Raw genomic sequence first — 21,132 nt, 5'->3', positions numbered from 1 at the left:
CACGACACCCGCGACACCCACGAGGAGGGAACACCGTGAGCAGGACATGGAGCCGGTGGCGCATGGTGGTGGCCCTGTTGGCCGCCATCGTGGGAACGGCCACGACCACGAGTGCGGTGCGGGCCGCCGGTGGCACCGGGGCGCCGCCGCCGATGGCGGACAGGTTCGGCCTGACCCAGGTCGAACCGGCCGTGGGCGGACCGACCAACTTCTACCTCACCGTGACCACGCCCGAGGTCACCGGCAAACACCACATCAAGATCGTCCTGCCGAGCGGCTACTACGACGACCCGGCCAGGCGCTACCCCGTGCTGTACTTCCTGCACGGTTCGCCCGACGATCCCGTCCAGCAGAACTATCCGGCGCTGACCAGCTCGAACTCCATGATCACCGTCATCCCGGACGGCGGCCCCCGGGGCTGGTACGCCAACTGGCTCAACCAGAACACCCAGGTCGGAGCCCAGAACTGGGAGAACTTCCACCTCAACCAGGTGATCCCGTTCATCGACGCGAACCTGCGGACCGTCGCCACCAAGAAGGCCAGGGCGATCGCCGGCGTCTCGATGGGCGGGTTCGGGGCCCTCCACTACGCCCAGGACCGTCCCGAGCTGTTCAGCCAGACCGCGTCCCTGTCCGGGGACATCGATCTGTCGGTCGACTCCATGGACCTGCGGCTGGCCGTCGTCGCCTCCCTGATCGACGCGCAGGGGGCGCTCTGCGGCTCGGCCTCCGGGTTCTGCGGCGACCCGAACAACGACCCGTACAAGCCCGGTGTGGACAGCGACGCCCTGTTCGGAACGCCCTACCCGGTGTTCAACGCGGACTGGCGGTGGAACGCGGCCGACCCGTCGCAGCACATGGACAAGCTCTCCGGTGTCGGGGTCTCCATCTACGTGGGCAACGGCCGCGGCGTGCCCACCGACCTGGAGTTCTGGCTCGAAGGCGCCTCCAAGCACGTCAAGGACCACATGGACGCCCTGGGAATGCCCTACTACTACGTCGACTACGGCGACGGCTCGGCCTGGGGCACCCAGTGCAACGGCGGCCACAGCGCCGGCTGTTGGGAACAGGACCTCAGGGACCTGATCCCCCGGCTGGAACGGGCCTTCGCCTCCTGACCGTGACCGTGATGCCCCGGTGACCGGGGCGCCACGGCCGGCCCGGGCCTCACCGCGTGACGGCGGTGAGGCCCAGGCCGGCTTCGTCCCCGCACAGGATCATCTGGTACGTCCGCCGCAGCATCCGGCTCGGCGGAACCCCCAGCTCCTCGGCCAGCCGGTGGCGCGCGCGGCCGAACACGGCCAGGGCGTCGGCCTGCCGGCCGCACCGGTACAGCGCACCCATCAGCATCGCCGCCACCGGCTCGTTCAGGGGGTGTTCGGCGGACAGCGCGGACAACTCGGCGATCGCCTCCGCGCACTGACCCAGCCCTAGCTGCCACTCCGACTTCCGCTGTGCGACGGCGATCCTGCGCTCGGCGAGCCGCAGCCGCTCCGACTCGGCGAGCGGACCGGGCAGGCCGGCCAGCAGCTCCCCGCGGAACAGGTCCAGCGCCCGGGTGCAGAGGCGGACCGCCTCGACCGGGTCTCCCGCCCGATGGGCCGCCCCGGCATCGGTGACCAGGCTCTCCATCCGGGCCAGGTCCACCTCGGCCGCGTCGGCGACCAGCCGGTAGCCACGCCGGTCGTGCCCGATCACCGAGTCCGGACTGTCCCCGATCCGCAGGGTCTTGCGCAGCCGGTAGACGTGCACCGGCACCACGTTGGTGACCGGTGGCTCCGACCCCCACACCCCGTCCAGCAGTTCCTGCTGACTGGCCGTCCGCCCCGCGCGCAGCGCCAGCGCCGCCAGCACGGCCTGCTGGCGCAGGTGCCCCAGGTCCAGCGGCCGTCCGTCCCGCCAGGCCCGCAGCGGTCCGAGCACGGAGATCTGCACCTTCGGTCCGGCCGTACGGCGGGCGGTGCGCTGCGGCACCGGGCTCCCCAGCCCGGTCCGGGGGCCGCAGCCGGGGGAGACCAGCCCGCAGTCGAAGGCGTGGACGATGGCGGCGGCCCGGTCGCGCAGCCCCAGCTTCCCGAGGATCCGCACGAGCTGTCCGGCCACGGCGTCCTCGGTGAGGGCGAGGGCGGCGGCGATCTCGTCGTCCCGTAGGCCGCAGCCGACCGCGCGGAGCACCTCGCGCTCCTGGGGGCCGAGCAGGGCGGAGCCGGGCCGGCTGGTGGTGGCGGTCGTCGGCATCGCTGCTCCCTGGACTCCGGGCCGGCCGGTCCGGCGGGCACGGTCGAAGGTAGTGACGGGGACTCAGGGACCGGAATCCGGAACGATCCGGAGGCGCGCGGCCGCCGGTCCGCGCCGCAGGCAGTGGGGCATGCGCGCCTGGTCAGGGTTCCTGGTCGGGGCTTCCCGGTCAGGGGCAGCCGACGAGGGTGGGCCGGTCCTTGGTGCGGACGGCGGGGAGCCAGGCCGTGGCGGGGCCGGGGAGGCGGATGCGGTACCAGAGGGTGGAGGTGCGGTCCTCCTCGTCGATGACCGGGAGGCCGGTGGGGAGTTGGCAGTCCGCGTCGAGGACGTCGTTGTGCCAGACGCGGGTGGGGATGACGTTGTCGGCGGTGTACGGGCGCGTCGGGTCGACGGCGAGGCCGAGGCTGCACTGGGGGTCGCGGTCGGCGCGGTCCTGGCAGCTGCGTTCGGCGTTGAACACCCTGATGTGAGCCGGGCGTTCGGCCGGCTGTCGGGCCGGAGCGGGGTGCGGCCAGAGCGCGGTGGCGGTGGCGGTGACGGCGGCCGTGGCGCAGGTGGCGAGGACCAGCAGGGCGGTGCGCGGTCGTGGGCGGCGGCCCGGGCGGTGGGCGCGGATCCGGGCGAGCAGGCTCTCGGCGGTGTGCGGGGCGCGGGCGGCGTGGGTGGGGGCGAGGCAGTCGGCGGCGAGGTCGCGCCAGAACGGCGGGACGACCGGGGCCAGCCGCAGGGCCGCGCGGCCCTCGGCGTACTGCTGGGCGGCGGCGCTGCGGGCGGTGGGGGTCGCGCCCGGGAAGGGCGGGACGCCGGCGGCGAACACCTCGTGGATCACGATGCCGAGCGCCCAGATATCGGCGGTGGCCCGGATCTTGACGCCGTCCGCACCGAGCGGCGCCTTCCAGCGTTCCGGCGGGAGGTAGTCGGGGGTGCCCATGGGGGCGGCGTGGCCGTGGGTGCCGGTGAGTTCGATGGCGAGGCCGAAGTCGGAGAGGCGGACCTCGCCGTTCCGGCCGATCAGGACGTTCTCGGGCTTGAGGTCGGTGTGGACCCAGCCGGAGCGGTGCAGGTGGGCCAGGCCCTCGCAGATGCCGACGATGATCCGGGCGCCCTGGGCCTCGTCGACGCCGGTGGCGAGCAGGTCGCGCAGGGTGCACCGGGCGCGTTCCATGACCAGGACGATGGCGCCGTCGAGCGCGGGGTGGTCGGGGGCGGCCAGTACCAGGGTGTCGAGCAGGCGGACCAGCCGGGGGTGCGGGGCGGTGCGGCCCAACTCGGCCTCGCGGCGGGCGGCTTCGGTGACCTGACGGGCTTGGCGGGGGGCGAGTCCGGCGGTCGGCAGCACCTTGAGGGCGACCGAGCCGTCCTCTCCGTCCCCGCCGGTCGTTCCATCGGCTCGGCGGGCGGCGTAGACCGTCGCCCAGCCGCCTTCGCCGATCGGCTCGGTGACGGTCCAGTCGCCGATCCGGTGGCCGGGTGGCAGCAGGTCCTCGCCGTCCCCGTGGCAGGACGGGTCGTGCACCATCGGAGCCCCCTCCTACCGTCCGGGCGCGGCGGCTTCGGGGCGCGGCAAGAGCGCGAGGTGCTCCTCGCGGACGATGCCGAACTTCAGCGCGAGCCCGACGACGGCCTCGCGCTTGCCGTTGCGCCGGTCCGCGCGGACCGCGCCGTCGGGCAGGTCGATGCGGAGTTTCTCGTCGGCGAGATAGTCGAGGTGCGAGCTGACCGCGCGGGCGGTGAGCCGGGCGCAGGCGGGGTGGAGGCGCAGCCGCTCGACCACCTGGGGGGTGGTGGGCACGGCGGCTGGGGAGCGGTCGCGCAGCCACGGTTCGCAGAGCGCGACCAGGACCAGGAAGTAGGTGGCGGTCTCGTCCAGCGAGTACGCCGTCATGGTGCGGCTCTCCCAGGAGCCGCGGCCGAGCGCGTGGGCGTCCAGGTAGACGTGGTCGGGCGCGAACACCTGGAAGGACAGCGGCGTTTCCCGTCGCGAGGGCAGCACCACCCGGGAGAACTCGAACGGGATCGGCGCGCCGATCCGCCGGGGCGGCACCCGCAGGTACTCGCCGGCGCCCTCCGGGTTCTCCACCAGGTAGGAGTGGGTGTCGCTGAGGTTGCTCAACTGCCAGTGGTCGTCGGTCGCGTGGATCTCGCCGGCGAGCCGGGAGACCGTCTCGTCGCCGAGCCGGAGCTCGACCGGCGTACGGGCGGAGCCGCGGCCGAAGCGCGCCCGCTCCCCCGGACCAAGCCGCAGGGTCACCGCGTCCTCGCTGCTCCCCTCCGGCAGGTGGACGAGAATTCCGCTCACCGTTCCTCCGTCCCGCGCGCTGCTCCCCGTTGCACCGTTCGGCCTGCCGGTGGTGGCCAGACGGACCAAACGTTACCTCCTTGAGCATGACAATAAACCGCGTGGTGGCGCAGACCACGTGACGGGGAGTACGGGGCGCCGGACGGACAGTCAGGGCCGCAGCGCCGCCGAGTGCCTGATGGCGGAACGGCCGACGGGCGGGAGCACTGGTGCTCCCGCCCGTCGGCAGGTGTCGATCGGGGGCGCGATCGCAGTCGCGGACTCGGTCGCGGTCGTGCCCCGGGAGGGCCGTCAGGGCACGGCGGGTCCGGCGGTGGTGTTGAGCCAGGCCCAGTCGGACCAGGTGGAGAAGCCGGTCTGCCACTTGTGGTAGACGCCGGCGCTGCTGGTGCCGAACACCTCGATCCGTCCGTCGGCGTTGGTTGCCGCGCCGACCTCGGTGCCGGGGCCGCCGAATGTCTCCCACTGACCGTACGGCGCGTTGACGGCGGTCTGCCAGAGGTGCTGCGCGGTGCTGCCGTTCATGGCGAACACCTCCACCCGGCCGTCCGGCGAATGCTCACTGGTGAGTTGGGAGTCGGCGGGTCCGCCGGCGGCTTCCCAACCGGACCAGGTGGTCGGGTTGGTCTGGTACTTGTGGAAGACCCCGGCGGAGCCGGAGGCGAAGACCTCCAGGCGGCCGTCCTGGTTGTGGTCGACGGTGAGGTCGTGTCCTCCGCCGCCGAAGGTTTCCCAGCTCGACCAGGCGCCGTTCACGGCGGTCTGCCACTGGTGCTGGAAGGTGCTGCCGTTCAGGGCGAAGACCTCCAGCCGGCCGTCGGGGGCCTTGCCGAGCGCGATCTCGCTGTTCGCGGGCCCGCCGCCGGCGGATTCCCAGTTCGACCAGCCTCCGTTCGGTGCGGTCTGGTACTTGTGGAACAACCCGGCGGGGCCGGACGCGAACACCTCCAGCCGGCCGTCCTGGTTGGCGCCGGCGGCGACGGCGTGACCGCCACCGCCGAAGGTGTCCCAACCCGACCAGGTACCGGAGGGCTGGAGCTGGTAACGGTGTTGGAGAGTGCTGCCGTTGAGGGCGAACACCTCCAGCCGGCCGTCCTGATCGGAACCGATCGTCAACTCGGCCCCGCCCGGACCGCCCAGACTCTCCCAGTCCGACCAGGCACCGTTCACCGCCGTCTGCCAGGCGTGCGACACACCGCCCGCCCCCGCCGCGAACGCCTCCAGCCGACCGTCCGCCGACCGGGCCGACACCACCTTCCCCGACTGCGCCGGATACACCAGCGGAGCGGGTCCCGGGGCGGGGTGGCCCAGGCGGTCCGCGGCGGCCTGGGCCGCGCCCAGGTAGCGCCGGTGGGCGCCCTCGTTGTAGGTCGACCAGGGCTGCCAGTTGGTGCCGCCGTTGGAGATCTGGAAGGCCGCGTTGGCGTTGCACTGGGCGTCGAAGGCGCAGGCGTCGCTGACCTCGGGGTGCCAGTAGTCGTTGATCTCCCACAGGCCGCGGTCGCGGGACGGCGGGGTGTTGTTCTGGACGTTGGACGCCAACGGGTCGCAGCTGGACTCGGCCATGCCGACGGCGATCGCGGTCACCAGGGCGTCGCCCCGGAAGCCCGCGTTGTAGCCGACCTCGGCGCACAGGTCGATGCCGGTGGCGGCCGACGCGGGCGTGGTGCCGACCATCAGGCCCGTCGCCACGGCCAGCGCGGCGAAGGCGGACAGCAGGACACGGTGGGGCGCCCGGTGGGCGCGGTGCGTGCTGGTCAAGTGATCGCTCCTCAACTGACGGCGGGGCCGGCGGTGGTGTTGAGCCAGGCCCAGTCGGACCAGGTGGAGAAACCGGTCTGCCACTTGTGGTAGACGCCGGCGCTGCTGGTGCCGAACACCTCGATCCGTCCGTCGGCGTTGGCGGTGGCGGTGATTTCGGTGCCGGCTCCGCCGAAGGTGTCCCACGGGCTGTACGGGGCGTTCAGGTTGGTCTGCCAGGTGTGCTGCGCGGTGCTGCCGTTGAGGGCGAACACCTCGACGCGGCCGTCCGCGGTCGGTTGGCTGGTGAGTTGGGAGTCGGCGGGTCCGCCGGCGGCTTCCCAACCGGACCAGGTGGTCGGGTTGGTCTGGTACTTGTGGAAGACCCCGGCGGAGCCGGAGGCGAAGACCTCCAGGCGGCCGTCCTGGTTGTGGTCGACGGTGAGGTCGTGTCCTCCGCCGCCGAAGGTTTCCCAGCTCGACCAGGCGCCGTTCGCGGCGGTCTGCCACTGGTGCTGGAAGGTGCTGCCGTTCAGGGCGAAGACCTCCAGTCGGCCGTCGGGGGCCTTGCCGAGCGCGATCTCGCTGTTCGCGGGCCCGCCGCCGGCGGATTCCCAGTTCGACCAGCCTCCGTTCGGTGCGGTCTGGTACTTGTGGAACAACCCGGTGGGGCCGGACGCGAACACCTCCAGCCGGCCGTCCTGGTTGGCGCCGGCGGCGACGGCGTGACCGCCACCGCCGAAGGTGTCCCAACCCGACCAGGTACCGGAGGGCTGGAGCTGGTAACGGTGTTGGAGAGTGCTGCCGTTGAGGGCGAACATCTCCAGCCGGCCGTCCTGATCGGAACCGATCGTCAACTCGGCCCCGCCCGGACCGCCCAGACTCTCCCAGTCCGACCAGGCACCGTTCACCGCCGTCTGCCAGGCGTGCGACACACCGCCCGCCCCCGCCGCGAACGCCTCCAGCCGACCGTCCGCCGACCGGGCCGACACCACCTTCCCCGACTGCGCCGGATACACCAGCGGAGCGGGGCGAGGACCGGTTCCCGGCGTGCAGGGCATGCCGATGCCGCGGTCCGCGAGGTACCCGATCGGGTCGGTGCGCACGGTTGCGTTCGCGTCGGCCCAGACCCGCAGGTGCAGGTGCGGGCCGCTGGACTCGCCCTCGCTGCCCATCCGGGCGATCAGCTGACCGGCCGTCACGTGGTCGCCGGTGGACACGTCCCGCTCCTGCATGTGCCCGTACTCGGTGATGGTCCCGTCCGGGTGCAGGATGCGGATCCACTGGCCGTAGCCCTGTGCCGGGCCGGAGGCCAGCACCTGGCCGTCGCCGACCGCGTAGATCGGGGTGCCGTAGTCGTTGGCGATGTCGATGCCGTTGTGCTCCGGGGTGTAGCCCTGGGAGATGAACCCGGCGGCCGGGCAGGAGGCCGCGAACCCGGCGGCCGCTGCGGCCGCTGCTTCGGCAGGGGCGGCCGGCACGCCGACCGGCAGCAGCAGGGCGACCGCGGCCAGCGCCAGCCGCGAGGCGCGGCGGGAGAACGAGGAGTACATCCGAGCGCTCCTCACGCCTTGCGCAGGCGGTCGATGATGCCGTCGATGTCGAGCCGCATCAGATCCGGCCGGATGATGTGGCCGCCGTCCACCTCGTGCGAATCGTGGGGGATGCCGGCCTGGTCGAGCAGCGAGCGGAACTCGCGCTGCCCGGCCAGGACCTGGGGCTCGTTGATGCTGCTGAACCAGTCGACCGGGCTGGGGCTGGTACCGGCCACCAGGAAGACCCGCTTGTTGCGGTAACTCTCGATCCGCTCCACCGGGTTGTCCGCCGTCACCCGCGCCTGGTCCCAGAGCGGCGCGCCATAGATCGTGCCGCCCGCCAGGTCCAGCGCGGCGGAGGAGGCGTTGGCCCAGTGCGCCACCAGTCCGCCGTCCCGCCGCAGGCTGGCCGGGCCGGAGTGGGCGCTGACCGAGGCGAAGTGGCCGTAGTACTTGGCGGCGTACTTCAGCGCGCCGAATCCGCCCATCGAGAAGCCGGACACCGCGCGGCCGTCGTACTCCGCGAAGGTGCGGAAGTTGGCCTCGACCCACGGCAGCAGCTGGTTGATGTGGAACTCCTCCCAGTTGCGGGGCCCCACGTTGGAGCTGACCGGGTTGGAGTACCAGCCGGCGTGGCCACCGTCCGGCATCACGACGATGATCGGCTTGCCGGCGGTCCAGTCGCGGACGCCCATCCGGTCGAAGGTGATGAAGTCCTGGTCGGTGCCGCCGCCGTGGAACAGGTACAGCACCGGGTAGGTGCGCCCGCTCGTCCAGTAGTCGTCCGGCAGCAGCACGTTCACGGCGGGGTTCCAGCCGATCGCGGAGGTCTGGAAGCGGTAGTACCACATCCGCGGGTCGCCCTCGTTGCGGTCCACGATGGTCAGGCCGAACCCGTTGCCGGCCGCTGCCGCGGGCTCCGCCGACGCCAACGAGCCCGCCGTGCCCAGCGCCAGCGCGGCGCCGAGCCCGCCGGCCGACCTGAGGATGCTCCTACGGGTGGGGTGGTGCGCGGTCAACGTGACCTCCTGAAGGCGCGTGACGGCGGGCCTGTCCGGACCGCCGGGTATCGAGCGGTTCGGACGGTAGCCACGCTCCGCGCGGCGCAGAACCCGGAACCATACGGACTGACAGGAGCGGACCCGTCGCCCGAGACTGGCGCCTGTCCCCTGACCGGGCCGGCCGACAGCCTCGAACACCCCACGCGCGGACGGGCGGACCAGCGGACGGCGACGGCCGGGTCGGCGGGGGTTCAGCGGCGGCCGAGGCAGCGGTGGGTCCGGCCCTTTTAATCCGTAGGTTCAGGGTTCGAGCCCTGGCGGCCCACTAGACCAAAATGCCTCCTGACCTGGGCGTTCTCCCTTCGGGAGGGCGCCCTTCGTCGTGTTCGGGTCGCTGATGGGTCGGTGGTGGGCCCCGGGTGGGGCGACAAGGGATCTGCTGGTCTCTCAATTGGCTACGCCGCGAGGGGGGTTCTGGCGGCGGTGTGGGTGGCCGAGTGGAGATTCGTTCGGCGGTGGCGGCGTTTGGGCTGGTGGCGGATGCTGCGGGAGATCGTCCGGGCGGCGTCGATGACGACTCTGGCGGTGTCTTCGGCGCCATTGTGGGCGGTCTGGGGCAGGACCGAGGTGTAGGTGTCCGCGGTCGTGATGATGGTGGACTGACCGAGTTGGGCCTGGATGACCTTCAGATCGCAGCCGCCGGTCAATGCGAGGCTCGCGGCTCCGTGGCGCAGGTCGTGCGTGCGCCGTGTGGCGCTGTGGTTCGAGCCGGGCATGGCTCCTGCGGGGTCGTGGTCGCGGGTATCGGAGATGCAGGCCAAGCTTCACCGTTGGGCGGTGGCCGATCCCGGCCGCCGGTTCGATGACTTGTTCAACTTCGTGTGTGATCCGGCGGCGCTGATCGTGGCGTTCGACCGGGTCGCGGGAAACCGGGGTGCGCGCACCGCCGGTGTGGACGGCCTCACGGTCGCCGATGTCGCCGAGCAGGTGGGCGTGCCCGGGTTCCTGGACAGCCTGCGGGACGGTCTCAAGGACGGCTCGTTCCGGCCGCTTCCGGTGCGGGAGCGCAAGATCCCGAAACCGGGCGGGTCGGGAAAGCTCAGGCGACTGGGTATCCCGACCGTTGCGGACCGGGTCGTCCAGGCGGCGCTGAAGCTGGTGCTGGAACCGGTCTTCGAGGCGGACTTCCTGCCGTGCTCGTACGGTTTCCGGCCCAAGCGGCGTGCTCAGGACGCGATCGCCGAGATCCACCACTTCGGCTCCCGCGGCTACCGCTGGGTGCTGGACGCGGACATCGAGGCGTGCTTCGACTCGATCGACCACACGGCCCTGATGGACCGGGTGCGTCTGCGGGTCAAGGACAAACGCGTCCTGGCGCTGGTCAAGGCGTTCCTGAAAGCCGGGGTCCTCACGGAACTCGGCGGGCATCAGGACACGGTGACCGGCACGCCGCAGGGCGGCATCCTGTCCCCGCTGCTGGCCAACCTCGCCCTGAGCGTGCTCGACGAGTACGTGATGGAGCCGTGGAAGCCGGGTGGGGCGATGTCGACCCACGGCAAGCGCGACTACCGGCACCGCAAGGGGCGGCCGACGTGGCGGCTGGTCCGCTGCGCGGACGACTTCGTTGTCCTGGTGCACGGTTCGCGCGAGCACGCCGAAGCGCTGCGCGAAGATGTCGCCGTCGCGCTGGCCTCGCTCGGGTTGCGGCTGTCACCGGTCAAGACCCAAGTGGTGCATGGGGCGACGGGTTCGACTTCCTCGGCTTCCGTATCCGGTGGAAGCGCAAGAGGGGGACGGACAAGTGGTACGTCTACACCTTCACCTGGGCCGACGACGAGAAGAGCTGACACGGCACCCCCGTCGGCTCCCTTTGGCGCGGTCTCCCGGGGCACGTTGGTGGCACGCCGGCGGGGACATGGTGGTTGGCGGCCGACCTCGCGGCGACCCCGACCTGTGCGGGGCGGCCCCGTCTTGTCGGCACGCCCTGCCGTCGCCCTCATGGGGACAGCGGCCGAGTCGTCAGTGGAACATGACGGCGAGCCGATCGGCGGACAGGACGACCTCGTCGACGGTCCCCTCGCCGTTCGTGCCGTCCAGGTTCTGGCCGGACAGCTTCACCGGGAAGGCGTCGGTGATGGTCCAGGTGACGAGTCCGGTGATGCCGGACTCGTCGGTGAGGGTGATCGTGCAGTCCTTCTTGTCGACCTCGTTCTCGCTGACCGAGTAGAGCCAGGCGAACAGGGGGCTGTTCTTCGGGACGGTGCCGCGGCGCAGGGTGATGCTGAGGCCCTGCCGCTGACCGGGCGGCTGGACAACGTTGCCCGCGCCGTCCTTGTACTCGAAGGTCTCGATGCCGGCTTCCAACCCGGACACCGAGGCGAAGACGCCGTCGGTCCTGCCGTCGCCGTCGATGTCGAGGACGAACCGGTTCGTCGGGACCGGGTAGTCCGCATTGATGTACTCGGTGGTGGCCATGCCGTGCTCCGTCGGACCTCTGGTGATTCTCCTGCTGTGCGCGACATCGGGCGGGGTGGCAGCGTGGAAGGAGCTGGGACCCGGATGTGCGGGGATGGCCTGGATGAATGCAGCGGACGGCAATGCCGCTCGAGGTGCAGGACCGGGCGGGTCGGACGGACAGCGATCCGCCCGAAGCGGGGTGCGCTCGCGGCTGCGGGTGCGCACCGTTGCCGGGCAGGTGTTCGTGGTGCTGCTGGTGGTCGTGCTGCTGCTGGTCGGCGTGGCGCTGACGGCGCTCGTGCTGCAGGCCCGGCGGTCCGCCACCGGTGAGGCCGCGGGCCGCACCCGGGCCGTGGCCGTCGCCCTGTCGCGGGCCCCCGGCGTGGTGAGCGCGATGGACGGTCCCGATCCGACCGCGGTGCTGCAGCCGTTGGCGGACAAGGTCGTGCAGGAGGGCGGCGTCGACTACGTGGTGTTCGCCAACCCGGCCGGGATCCGCTACTCGGCCCAGAGCCCCGACCTGATCGGGAAACACGTCATCGGTCCGTTCGAGCACACCCTCGCCGGGCCGACCACCGACAGCTTCCGGACGCCCGTCGGGCGGGTCGTCGAGTCCGGCGCGCCGGTCCACCGGCCGGACGGCTCGGTCGCCGGCGTGGTCCAGGTCGGAATCACCGTCGCCCACGTGGGCAGCGCGGTGGGCCGGCAGCTGCCGATCCTGATCGGCGGTGCGGCGGCCGCGCTCGCGGTCGGCACGGGCGGGGCGGCGCTGGCCCGGCGGCGGCTGCGACGCCAGACGCACGGCCTGGGCCCGGCCGAGATGACGCGGATGTACGAGCACCACGACGCGGTGCTGCACGCCGTCCGCGAGGGTGTGCTGATCGTCGGCGGGGACGGACAGGTGCTGCTGGCCAACGACGAGGCCCGCCGGTTGTTCGAACTGCCGCCCGACGTGGAGGGGCGGGCCGCTTCCGAACTCGGGCTCGATCCCGCGTTGGCCGAGCTGCTGGCGTCCGGGCGGGCCGCCACCGACGAGGTGCACCGGGCCGGGGACAGGCTGCTCGCCGTCAACAACCGCCCCACCGCACCGTTCGGCGGAGAGCCGGGCAGCGTCGCGACCGTCCGTGACACCACCGAACTGCGCGCACTGGCCGGGCAGGCCGAGACCGCGCGGGCCAGACTGCAACTGCTCTACGACGCCGGGCTGCGGGTCGGCACCACCCTGGACGTGGCGCGGACCGCGCAGGAGCTGGCCGACGTGGCCGTTCCCGGTTTCGCGGACTTCGCCACGGTCGAGCTGGCCGACGCCGTGCTGAACGGTGAGGAGCCCCCGGACCCGGGCACCGCGCAGGGCCTGTGGATCCGCCGCGTCGCGGTCGGCGGCGTCGACGAGGACTGGCCGTTCTTCCCGATCGGCTCGCGGCTCGATCCGCGCCCCGGCACCCCGGAGGAGATCGCGCTGGACACCGGGCGCGCCGCGCTCGTCGCCGACCTGCGCGGGTCCGACGCCTGGCGGGCGCGGAGCCCGGAGGCGGCCGACCGGGTGCTCTCGTACGGGGTCCACTCGCTGATCTGCGCACCCCTTCGGGCCCGTGGCACGACCCTGGGCACGGTCCACTTCTGGCGGGCGGGGTCGCCGCCGTTCGAGGAGGACGACCTCTCCTTCGCCGACGAGCTGGCTGCCCGCGCGGCGGTCTGCCTCGACAACGCCCGCCGGTACACCCGCGAGCGCACGATGGCCGAGGCGTTGCAGCGCAGCCTGCTGCCCGGAGCACTGCCCGAGCAGAGCGCCCTGGAGGCGGCCTACCGCTACCTGCCGGCGTTGCACGGGGTGGGAGGGGACTGGTTCGACGTCGTTCCGCTGCCCGGCTTCCGCGTCGCGCTCGTCGTCGGGGACGTCGTCGGCCACGGCCTGCACGCCGCCGCCACCATGGGCCGCCTGCGCACGGCCGTCCTCAACCTCTCCGCCCTCGACCTGCCCCCGGACGAACTGCTCGCCCGCCTCGACGAACTGGTCACCCGCCTCGACCCGGCGGAGAACTCCGGGGGAGAGTGGGACATCGGGGGCCAGGGCGAGCGGGCGGCCGTCACGGGCGCCACCTGTCTGTACGCGATCTACGATCCGACGTCCGGCGAATGCACCATGGCGCGGGCCGGACATCCACCGCCGGTGCTGGTGGGGCCCGACGGCAGCGCCGAGTTCGTCGACCTGCCGGCCGGGCCGCCGCTCGGCGTGGGCGGACTGCCCTTCGAAACCGCCGACCTGCGGCTGGCCCCCGGAACCGCCCTGGTGCTCTACACCGACGGGCTGGTCGAGAACCGCGACCGCGACCTGGGAACCGGACTGGAGGCACTGCGCCGCTCCCTGGCCGGCGCCGATGTCCGGCACTCCCCGGACGACATCTGCCAGGCCGTGTCCGACGCGCTGGTGCCGCCGCGCCCCACCGACGACATCGCGCTCCTGGTGGCGCGCACCCGGCTGCTCGAAGCCGACCAGGTGGCCAGCTGGGACGTGCCGTTCGACTTCGCCTCGGTGTCACGCATCCGGAAGGAGTGCGCCGACCGACTGGCCGCCTGGGGACTGGAGGACCTGTCCTTCACCGCCGAGCTGATCCTCAGCGAGCTGATCACCAACGCCATCCGCTACGGCACCGAGCCGGTCCGGGTCCGCATGCTGCGCGACAGCAGCCTCGTCCACGAGGTCTCGGACGGCAGCAGCACCGCCCCGCACCTGCGCTACGCCGCCACCACGGACGAGGGCGGCCGGGGCCTGTTCCTGGTGGCGCAGACGGCCGAGCGGTGGGGGACCAGGTACGCGGCCCGGGGCAAGGTCATCTGGGCCGAACAGTCGCTGGTCGCGCCGGAGTTCCGGTTCGAGGGCTTCGGCGAGCTGCACCCGTGAGCCCGCGAACGCCCGGAACGCCGACACGCGTCGGCGTGAGGAGACCGTGCCGCCGGTGCTGCGGGCCGCGCGCCGTGAATTCTCCGGTGTCGAGGAATCCACTCGGTTGCTGTCGATCCGTCAGCGAGAAGGACTCGTTGCCCGTCTTGCGGAGGGATGCGCCGTCCCTTGGGCATTCAGCGGCGCGCTCGCGTCAGACCGCGACGGTCTCCTCCAGTTCCTCCAGCTCGTCCTCGGTGAGCTCGTCGGACCTGGGCTCCGCCGTCGGACCGGTCACCGCGGCAGTCCGCTGCCGCTGCTCGTAGATACCGGCGGCGACGAGCAGCGCCAGTCCGACCACGAGCCACAGCGCGAGCGAGAGCACCCGCCCGCCGAGGCCCGCGCCACCGTCGAAGTACAGGATGCTGCGCGCGCCTTCGATGAATCCGGCGCCGTTCCAGAATCCGTGCAGCGCGCCGAAGAAGCCGTTCTGCAGCTCGGGACGGTAGATGCCGCCGGAGGTGGTGAAGTTGAGCATCACGAACAGCACCATCATGGTCAGCGTGGTCCACCGCTTGAGGAAGGCGTGCAGGCCGGTGCCGATGGCGACGATGCCCGCCGAGTAGAGCCAGCCGAGCGCCCAGATCGCGACCTGCTGGTGGTCGACGATGTGGAACACGGGTCCCGCGGTGACGATCCCGATCGCGCTGACGACGAGCGAGGTCGCCAGCCCGACCAGTGCACGCAATCGGATGCCGAGGGCCGCGCCTGCCGTGCCGATCACCGCCACGCTGGCGTAGGAGCCGATGCTGAGGGCGACCAGGAGGAAGAAGATCCCCTGCCCCGTCGGGTAGCCGGCCGCGAGCGGGGCCACGTCGGTGACGGCCAGCGGCACGCCCTGGTGCGCGGCGACTGGCTGGAACACCGCCTCCGCGGCCATCGCGGAGGTGTCGGAGTTGCCCTTGGCGACGAGCAGTTCCGGACGGTTGGCGTCGGGGACGTACGCGCCGACGAGGTCCCGGTCGCGCAGCTGCTGCTCGGCGCTCTGCCGGTTGGGCAGTGTGGTGACGTCGAGCGCGTCGCCCGCCCGGTCCTTGAGGGTCTGCGCCAGCACCTGGTCCGGCGCGGTGGTGCCCACCACGGCGACCTTCAGGTGGTGGGGCTCCGGCTGGTGGAAGGCGCCCTGGTAGGCGAGCGCCATGCCCAGGCACATCAGTAGCGGCGTGAGCAGGTGCACGGCCAGGTGGCCGATCCCGTGCCAGCGGCTGGGTGGGGTGTGGTGGGTGGGCGGCGCGGGCGCGGGCTGGGCCGACTCGGCCCGGTGCGATACTGGGACTGGTGGTCCGTGAGACCGATCCCGACGACCATTGGGGCCAGATCCTGCGGCCCTCGGCCGTCGGCCGCAAGGTCGGGGAGCAGGCCAACGAGTACCGCCGCTCGGCCGTTCTGGAGCGCCTCGCGGACTGGGCGGAAGAGGATCTCCAGCACCGGACCGGCGCGCCCGAGCGAACGGCGAGGCCCCGGCGCCGCCTGCGCACTGGGAAGTGGCAGCCCCCCGAGGGCATCCGCAAACGGTTGGACGCTGCGGTGGACAGCGCCGCCCACGCGCTCGAAAACGCACCCTTCGACCCAGGAGTGCCCGGAGGCGACCCACTTGAACGACGCCCGCCCGATCCCCGAACATCGGACCCCCGGCCGCTCCCGTCGAGCACCCAACACGCCCTGAACCGCTGAGACTTGACGCCCCGGCCCGAGCGGCCGGCCCGTCCCGTGACACCGGATACGGAGCCCGATTGCCTGCCACCCTCGCGGAGATCGCCGCGAACTCGCCGAAGAAGTCCCCGGCATCCACCTGGGGTCGGTCGAGCCGCTGACCGCCGAGTGGACGACCGACCGGCACGGCCTGGCCGTCCCAATCCGGATCTTCACCGCCCGCTGGGGCGGTCACCCTGACCAGGCAGATCTGCGCGAGGGCGTCCTGGTCCACTGGTTCCGGCCCGACGATCTGTACCGGCTCAACCTCCGCGGCTCCACCCGCCTGCTCATCCAGGGCCACGCCGCCGCCCAGCCGCCCACGTCCCACGCGCGGCCCGATACCGCGCCCGCCGTTGGCCCGGTGCGCCGCGCGCTCCGTCCGGCGATTCCGCGGTCCGGCCACCGACCCCGCAGAGACGGCTCTGCTGCACTTCACCAGCGGCACCATCGGAACGCCAACAGGTGCCGGACGTGCGCCGGGCTCGTCCCAGGCCGGCGTCGAGTCGTCGCCCGGGTCCGGGGGGCTGGTGGCACGGTCGTTCAGGGACTCCACCCGGGCTCAATCATGTCGTGGGGCTCGACGGTGCGGGATCTGGCTCGTCGGGCGTCTCGGCGGGGGGATGGCCACCGCCGGTTCTGCGGTAGTAATCCCGGTAGATGATCTTGTAGAGGGGGATCCATCGTGGAATGCGATTGATGCCCGGAATCCATGGCGCGAACGTCGGCAGCAGGAAGCCGAGCAAGATCATGAGCAGCCCGACATCGAGGTCGAGATTGGCGTTTCCGGAAGGGTTGAGCGCAGGAATCTGGTACATGCCGGCATACAGCCAGAGCCAGACCTGCCCGGGGTAGTTCCACAGTTCGTTCATGACGCCCCACTGGTCACCCGCGACGCCCTGCGCCGTCGCGATGTCGGCCCAGAGGTTGCCGTCACCGAAGAACATGGTCGCTTTCGTGGTGTTGGTGCTCAGCTGCTGATCACTGCTCTGGAAATAGCCGTCGAGGCTGCCGTTCTGAGCGATCAGCTGTTCCGCCTGGATGATCACCGGGACAGGTCCGTAGTCGCCCGGGCCCACCGTGGCGGAGGTGGGGGTGAACGTCGCGCTCGGGTCGGCCAGCGCCCTCGCGTAGTTGTTGAGCCAGATCGTCTGCTGAGGCGATGCGAGCCGGGTCGCTGGTGCGCCCGGTGAGAGGTCGCCGCCGGCGGCCTTGTACTGACTGACGGCCGCCGCGACGGTGGGGTCGAAGGGCGCGGCGAGCCGGGAGACCGGGGCCAGGACGAAGTCGTCGGCGGTGTTGATCGGCAGGGTCAGGCCGAAGACCGATTTCGCGATCTCCGCCGGGCGGATCCCGGCGATCTCCTGCGATGCCCCGGAGGTGGTGTTGAACGGCGGGCCGTACCCGGCCGTCTTGCTCCCACCGAGCAGCTCCTGCACTGCCGTCTGGGTCAGGTCGGAGGGGTCATTGGTGTCCCAGTACTTGGCGCTGAACGCCTGCCCGGGTGGGGAGGCCGGGCCTTTGGGATAGGTCAGACCGCCGTTCGGGGAACCCCACAGGCTTGCGGCAAGAACGCACAGCAGGGCGACGACGACCACCGCGACAGTGCCCTCGGCGATGAGATCGAAGCGGCGTTCGGGGCCTTGCCAGGTGGCGAGCGCGTGGTGCTTGGTGCGAGTGGTGCCCGGCTCCTGCGCGGGTGCTGCCATCCTTGCCTCCTCAGCCCCGGACCGCGGTTCGGGCCGGCTCGTCGGGGACCTCCAGTGCTTCCGCCCCAGGTGGCGGCGCGACGCCCCTGCGTCGGATCAGGCCGATGTGCACCAGGACGATGAACAGCAGCACGGCGACGGTGACGACCATATGCACGGTGAACTGCTGACCTGCGTTCATCACGTTCCAGATCGAACCGATGCCGAGCGCGTTGAACGCGTCCTTGGCCTGCTGGCCGATCCACTGGCTGTCCCAGTTCGTCATCATCAAGAAGCCGGTGAAAGCAGTCAGGATGCTCACAATGAAGGCGAGGACACCGGTGATCCACGTCCAACCGCGCCCGCCGCGCCAGCCCATGGTGAAGAAGCTCGTCATGAAGTGGACGGCCATGAACAAGAACATGGCCTGCACACCCCAGAAATGAATGCTGTTCATAAAAGCGCCGAAGGTGTTCGTATGCCAGAACGACACCCCACCCAGTGCGATGATCACGCCGCTGACGACCGTGATGATGAGTGCCGCGAGCGTCAACACCCCCATGGTGTAGAGCACCGAGGAGACGAATGCCGGCTCCCGGTCGGGCAGCAACTTGCGCAGCGGGAGGTTCCGTACCAGGTAGCCCCGCAGCCACGGGCTTGGACGCTTCCACGAGAACCCTTCGGCACCCGTGGTGTTCGTGGTCGGGTCCGGTCCCCGGCCGCCCGGGGCGGCACCGCCGCCGCTCACCGGGCATTCCCGACGGCTGCATCTCCGGAGATGACGGTCCGGCCGGTCATCGCGCGTCCTCCGACGGCTCCGTTTTGCCGCCGGGCAGCTTGATGAACATGCCGGCAACGAAGATCAGCACGACCAGGCCCATCTCGATGAGGTTGCCGACCTTGAGAGTGAACCAACTGAACGTGGCGGCGTTGAAGCCGCCGTCGCCCACCAGGTCGAACACCGGCCCCCAGAGCTGTTTGATCATGCTTCACCTCCCTTCGACGATCGGTCGGACGACACGTTGCACCGCATGCCCTTGCCCGGCCGCAGCAGCCAGGGGTGGCCCTCTCCGAGAGGCACAGCGGCGCGGCAGGGCCGCCGAGTGAGTCACACTGAAACCGGTGCTCAGCGAGGTTCGCGTGAGCTTGAGCCGTGTGCAAGGAACCTGCGGAAATCCCCTTGATCCTCTGCCGCAGTTTATTCGGCGGGGACGGGCAAGAGGAATTTACTGGCCTTAATCCCTCAATCGTGTGAGAGGCGAAACCGCGGCAGGGGAAGAATGGACCGGATTCCCGTGGGGCGAATCCTTTCGGCCGCCTGGCGAGCGCTGTGCCGATCGGAGCAACTGGTTCGGGGCCGCTCGCACGTGCCCGTTCCACGGCTTTCTGCCACGCTCCGATTCCCGCCTCTGGTTTCGCTCGTCCAGGCGCTCGAGGGCGGTGATGGGCAGTGGGGTGGTGTCGGGCTGGGCGGAGATCAGCAGGCGGGGCCGACCCGCAGGACGTGGTGGCCCTCGACGTGGACGCCCTCACCGGCCTGCTGGCCGTGCAGCACCGGTCCGTGCCCGTGGTCGTGCACCGCTTTACCAATGCCGACGGCGACTACTACAGCGCTGACCCCGATTTCCACCCCGACGGCCGCTCCACCGCCCTGAACATCTACCCGGCCACCGGGAAGCGGAGGAGGTCCGGCTACACCGACGCCACCCGCCGCGACCAGTGGAGGGCGAGGGTTTCGCCGCGGCGCATGCCGGTGCCGAGCATGACCACGAACAGGTTCGTGAGGTTCGCAATGTGGTCGTGAACGATCGTTCACATCGCCTCGCCGAGCACGTTTCCGCAGGCCTGGCCTCTGCAGCCTGGTCGCGACGGGGTATTTGTTCATTCTGACTCCGTCGACGACTGCACGTCGTCGCATCCGCAGCCTGGTGACTCCCCGTCAACCGGCTGCGTGCGGGGAATCCGAACCGGCCGCCAACATTGGCGCCCCTCTTGTGGTCAGTCGTCAGGCGAGTGGCTGCGTTCGAGGCCGCCGCTGAAAGCGCCCGCGGCGAGGAACAGCGACGAGGTGGAGAGGGCGGTGCGAGCGGCCAGGCCCGACAGCAGGACCGCGACGAGCAGCGCGGCCCCGAACGCGGCGATGAGCACCATGAAGGGAACCCTCGGTTCGGCTATGGGGCAAGAGGGCCGGATCGTGGCGAAGAAGGCCGCTCGGAAGGGCGACGAACGCAGTCGGCCGCCGGCCGCGTACCGTGCCGAGGAGCTGGCGGTGATGCGCCGCCAGTTCTTCGCCCCCCGAGCGGCGGTGTATTGATCCGAATGGCGGACCTGGTCTGCGGCCCATCGGATGTTCCGCACGGCCCTGTGGACCGGCGTGCCGGGCCAACCGCTGTTAAGACGGTTCTGAGCCATCGTGTCCGGCTCTCCCGGCTCCGAGGAGGCATCCTCATGGGTGCTGCAACAACGAGTGCCACCGACACCGACGTGGTGCACATTCTCTGGATCAACGCGGGGCTCAGCTGCGACGGCGACTCGGTCTCTCTGACGGCCGCCATGCAGCCGAGCATCGAGGAGATCGTCACGGGGGCCCTGCCGGGCCTGCCGAAGGTCGCCGTCCACTGGCCGCTCATCGACTTCGAGTGCGGACCGGTGCAGGGCGCCGACAACTTCGTTGAGTGGTTCTTCAAGGCGGACCGCGGCGAACTCGACCCGTTCGTCCTGGTGGTCGAGGGATCCATCCCCAACGAGGAGATCAAGGAGGAGGGCTACTGGTGCGGCTTCGGCGACGACCCGGCGACGGGTCAGCCGATCACCACCAGTGAGTGGCTGGACCGGCTCGCCCCGAAGGCCACCGGCGTCGTCGCGATCGGCACCTGTGCCACGTACGGCGGTATCCACGCCATGGAGGGCAATCCGACCGGTGCGATGGGTGTGCCGGACTACCTCGGGTGGGACTGGAAGTCCAAGGCGGGGCTGCCGATCGTCTGCGTGCCCGGCTGCCCGATCCAGCCCGACAACTTCGCCGAGACCCTGACGTACCTGCTCTATCAGCTGGCCGGCTCGGCGCCGATGATCCCGCTGGACGACAAGCTGCGCCCCGCCTGGCTGTTCGGTGCCACCGTGCACGAGGGCTGCGACCGCGGCGGCTACTACGAACAGGGGCAGTTCGCCACCGACTACGGCACGCCGGAGTGCCTGGTGCGGCTCGGCTGCTGGGGCCCGGTGGTGAAGTGCAACGTCCCCAAGCGCGGTTGGATCAACGGGGTCGGCGGCTGCCCGAACGTCGGCGGCATCTGCATCGCCTGCACGATGCCCGGATTTCCTGACAAGTTCATGCCGTTCATGGACCCGCCTCCCGGCTCGACCGTCTCCACGGCGGCCAGTTCCGCGTACGGCTCGGTGATCCGGCGGCTGCGTGCGATCACCCTCAAGACCCTCGACAAGGAACCCAAGTGGCGCCGCACCGGCCGCAAGCTCACGACCGGCTACCGCGCCCCGTGGTGACCCGGCGGGCCGCTGCGCACCCCGCGTGGCGGCC

General features: G+C 71.3%; 18 protein-coding genes and 1 pseudogene. 6 read left to right on the top strand and 13 right to left on the bottom strand.

The window, feature by feature from the left end:
• Window positions 1-35: 35 nt before the first annotated feature.
• On the top strand, window positions 36-1,118 hold the full coding sequence (locus ACFYS8_RS06610; protein WP_387636599.1) for an alpha/beta hydrolase: 1,083 nt from the start codon (window positions 36-38) through the stop codon (window positions 1,116-1,118).
• 49 nt (window positions 1,119-1,167) lie between these two features.
• Here the strand turns inward: ACFYS8_RS06610 and ACFYS8_RS06605 are convergent, their stop codons facing one another.
• From ACFYS8_RS06605 to ACFYS8_RS06575, 7 genes are all read right to left on the bottom strand, one after another.
• Window positions 1,168-2,238: a BTAD domain-containing putative transcriptional regulator gene (locus ACFYS8_RS06605; protein ID WP_387636597.1), complete on the bottom strand. Its 1,071-nt coding sequence runs from the start codon at window positions 2,236-2,238 to the stop codon at window positions 1,168-1,170.
• Window positions 2,239-2,407: 169 nt separating this feature from the next.
• The gene (locus tag ACFYS8_RS06600) at window positions 2,408-3,760 is read right to left on the bottom strand and encodes a serine/threonine-protein kinase (protein WP_387636594.1); all 1,353 of its coding nucleotides are present in this window, start codon (window positions 3,758-3,760) and stop codon (window positions 2,408-2,410) included.
• A 12-nt stretch (window positions 3,761-3,772) separates the two neighbouring features.
• The gene (locus ACFYS8_RS06595) at window positions 3,773-4,540 is read right to left on the bottom strand and encodes a serine/threonine protein kinase (RefSeq protein ID WP_387636591.1); all 768 of its coding nucleotides are present in this window, start codon (window positions 4,538-4,540) and stop codon (window positions 3,773-3,775) included.
• 291 nt (window positions 4,541-4,831) lie between these two features.
• Window positions 4,832-6,217 carry a hypothetical protein gene (locus tag ACFYS8_RS06590; RefSeq protein ID WP_387636877.1) on the bottom strand — a complete coding sequence of 462 codons (1,386 nt, stop codon included), beginning with the start codon at window positions 6,215-6,217 and terminating at the stop codon, window positions 4,832-4,834.
• A 95-nt stretch (window positions 6,218-6,312) separates the two neighbouring features.
• Window positions 6,313-7,833: a peptidoglycan DD-metalloendopeptidase family protein gene (locus ACFYS8_RS06585; protein WP_387636589.1), complete on the bottom strand. Its 1,521-nt coding sequence runs from the start codon at window positions 7,831-7,833 to the stop codon at window positions 6,313-6,315.
• An 11-nt stretch (window positions 7,834-7,844) separates the two neighbouring features.
• Window positions 7,845-8,834 (bottom strand): alpha/beta hydrolase, encoded by a 990-nt coding sequence (locus ACFYS8_RS06580; protein ID WP_387636586.1) that lies wholly within the window; start codon window positions 8,832-8,834, stop codon window positions 7,845-7,847.
• 437 nt (window positions 8,835-9,271) lie between these two features.
• Window positions 9,272-9,592, bottom strand: a complete 321-nt coding sequence (locus ACFYS8_RS06575; protein ID WP_387636584.1) for a hypothetical protein — start codon at window positions 9,590-9,592, stop codon at window positions 9,272-9,274.
• On the opposite strand from ACFYS8_RS06575, the pseudogene ACFYS8_RS06570 reads away from it, so the two are divergent.
• Window positions 9,495-10,508: pseudogene (locus ACFYS8_RS06570) on the top strand (reverse transcriptase domain-containing protein); the annotation flags it as partial. The gene ACFYS8_RS06575 and the pseudogene ACFYS8_RS06570 overlap by 98 nt on opposite strands.
• Before the next feature lie 327 nt (window positions 10,509-10,835).
• On the opposite strand, the gene ACFYS8_RS06565 reads toward ACFYS8_RS06570, so the two are convergent.
• Complete coding sequence (locus ACFYS8_RS06565) at window positions 10,836-11,291, bottom strand: phage tail protein (RefSeq protein ID WP_387636581.1); 456 nt, start codon at window positions 11,289-11,291, stop codon at window positions 10,836-10,838.
• A 103-nt stretch (window positions 11,292-11,394) separates the two neighbouring features.
• Between ACFYS8_RS06565 and ACFYS8_RS06560 the strand changes: the two genes are divergently transcribed.
• Entirely contained in the window at window positions 11,395-14,175 is a 2,781-nt protein-coding gene (locus tag ACFYS8_RS06560) for a SpoIIE family protein phosphatase (protein WP_387636579.1), read from the top strand.
• A 193-nt stretch (window positions 14,176-14,368) separates the two neighbouring features.
• Here the strand turns inward: ACFYS8_RS06560 and ACFYS8_RS06555 are convergent, their stop codons facing one another.
• The 4 genes from ACFYS8_RS06555 to ACFYS8_RS06540 all read right to left on the bottom strand — a co-directional run bounded on the left by ACFYS8_RS06555 (window position 14,369) and on the right by ACFYS8_RS06540 (window position 18,580).
• Window positions 14,369-15,367: a hypothetical protein gene (locus ACFYS8_RS06555; protein ID WP_387636875.1), complete on the bottom strand. Its 999-nt coding sequence runs from the start codon at window positions 15,365-15,367 to the stop codon at window positions 14,369-14,371.
• Window positions 15,368-16,472: 1,105 nt separating this feature from the next.
• Window positions 16,473-17,615, bottom strand: coding sequence for a hypothetical protein (locus ACFYS8_RS06550; RefSeq protein ID WP_387636577.1), 1,143 nt, complete (start codon window positions 17,613-17,615; stop codon window positions 16,473-16,475).
• 10 nt (window positions 17,616-17,625) lie between these two features.
• On the bottom strand, window positions 17,626-18,342 hold the full coding sequence (locus ACFYS8_RS06545) for a cytochrome b N-terminal domain-containing protein (protein ID WP_387636574.1): 717 nt from the start codon (window positions 18,340-18,342) through the stop codon (window positions 17,626-17,628).
• Window positions 18,343-18,388: 46 nt separating this feature from the next.
• Entirely contained in the window at window positions 18,389-18,580 is a 192-nt protein-coding gene (locus ACFYS8_RS06540; RefSeq protein ID WP_387636572.1) for a hypothetical protein, read from the bottom strand.
• A 533-nt stretch (window positions 18,581-19,113) separates the two neighbouring features.
• Between ACFYS8_RS06540 and ACFYS8_RS06535 the strand changes: the two genes are divergently transcribed.
• The gene (locus tag ACFYS8_RS06535; RefSeq protein ID WP_387636570.1) at window positions 19,114-19,398 is read left to right on the top strand and encodes a hypothetical protein; all 285 of its coding nucleotides are present in this window, start codon (window positions 19,114-19,116) and stop codon (window positions 19,396-19,398) included.
• Window positions 19,399-19,592: 194 nt separating this feature from the next.
• Here the strand turns inward: ACFYS8_RS06535 and ACFYS8_RS06530 are convergent, their stop codons facing one another.
• Entirely contained in the window at window positions 19,593-19,745 is a 153-nt protein-coding gene (locus ACFYS8_RS06530) for a hypothetical protein (RefSeq protein WP_387636568.1), read from the bottom strand.
• On the opposite strand from ACFYS8_RS06530, the gene ACFYS8_RS06525 reads away from it, so the two are divergent.
• The gene (locus ACFYS8_RS06525) at window positions 19,735-19,908 is read left to right on the top strand and encodes a hypothetical protein (RefSeq protein WP_387636565.1); all 174 of its coding nucleotides are present in this window, start codon (window positions 19,735-19,737) and stop codon (window positions 19,906-19,908) included. The two genes, ACFYS8_RS06530 and ACFYS8_RS06525, sit on opposite strands and share 11 nt — an antisense overlap.
• 134 nt (window positions 19,909-20,042) lie before the next feature.
• Window positions 20,043-21,098: a hydrogenase expression protein HypE gene (locus ACFYS8_RS06520; protein WP_387636563.1), complete on the top strand. Its 1,056-nt coding sequence runs from the start codon at window positions 20,043-20,045 to the stop codon at window positions 21,096-21,098.
• Window positions 21,099-21,132: the final 34 nt, after the last annotated feature.

Origin of the sequence: Kitasatospora sp. NPDC004615 (genome assembly GCF_042873545.1) — a bacterium.
Classification (GTDB): Bacteria; Actinomycetota; Actinomycetes; order Streptomycetales; family Streptomycetaceae; genus Kitasatospora.
This window is presented reverse-complemented; position numbering and strand designations above follow the sequence as displayed.

Bases quoted from the DNA above. Each gene is read 5' to 3' on its own strand.
- ACFYS8_RS06530 (WP_387636568.1), bottom strand. From the start codon at position 19,745: ATGGTGCTCATCGCCGCGTTCGGGGCCGCGCTGCTCGTCGCGGTCCTG.
- ACFYS8_RS06550 (WP_387636577.1), bottom strand. From the start codon at position 17,615: ATGGCAGCACCCGCGCAGGAGCCGGGCACCACTCGCACCAAGCACCAC.
- ACFYS8_RS06585 (WP_387636589.1), bottom strand. From the start codon at position 7,833: ATGTACTCCTCGTTCTCCCGCCGCGCCTCGCGGCTGGCGCTGGCCGCG.
- ACFYS8_RS06520 (WP_387636563.1), top strand. From the start codon at position 20,043: ATGGGTGCTGCAACAACGAGTGCCACCGACACCGACGTGGTGCACATT.
- ACFYS8_RS06560 (WP_387636579.1), top strand. From the start codon at position 11,395: ATGAATGCAGCGGACGGCAATGCCGCTCGAGGTGCAGGACCGGGCGGG.
- ACFYS8_RS06575 (WP_387636584.1), bottom strand. From the start codon at position 9,592: ATGCCCGGCTCGAACCACAGCGCCACACGGCGCACGCACGACCTGCGC.
- ACFYS8_RS06565 (WP_387636581.1), bottom strand. From the start codon at position 11,291: ATGGCCACCACCGAGTACATCAATGCGGACTACCCGGTCCCGACGAAC.
- ACFYS8_RS06590 (WP_387636877.1), bottom strand. From the start codon at position 6,217: ATGGTCGGCACCACGCCCGCGTCGGCCGCCACCGGCATCGACCTGTGC.
- ACFYS8_RS06555 (WP_387636875.1), bottom strand. From the start codon at position 15,367: ATGTGCCTGGGCATGGCGCTCGCCTACCAGGGCGCCTTCCACCAGCCG.
- ACFYS8_RS06525 (WP_387636565.1), top strand. From the start codon at position 19,735: ATGAGCACCATGAAGGGAACCCTCGGTTCGGCTATGGGGCAAGAGGGC.
- ACFYS8_RS06605 (WP_387636597.1), bottom strand. From the start codon at position 2,238: ATGCCGACGACCGCCACCACCAGCCGGCCCGGCTCCGCCCTGCTCGGC.
- ACFYS8_RS06540 (WP_387636572.1), bottom strand. From the start codon at position 18,580: ATGATCAAACAGCTCTGGGGGCCGGTGTTCGACCTGGTGGGCGACGGC.
- ACFYS8_RS06600 (WP_387636594.1), bottom strand. From the start codon at position 3,760: ATGGTGCACGACCCGTCCTGCCACGGGGACGGCGAGGACCTGCTGCCA.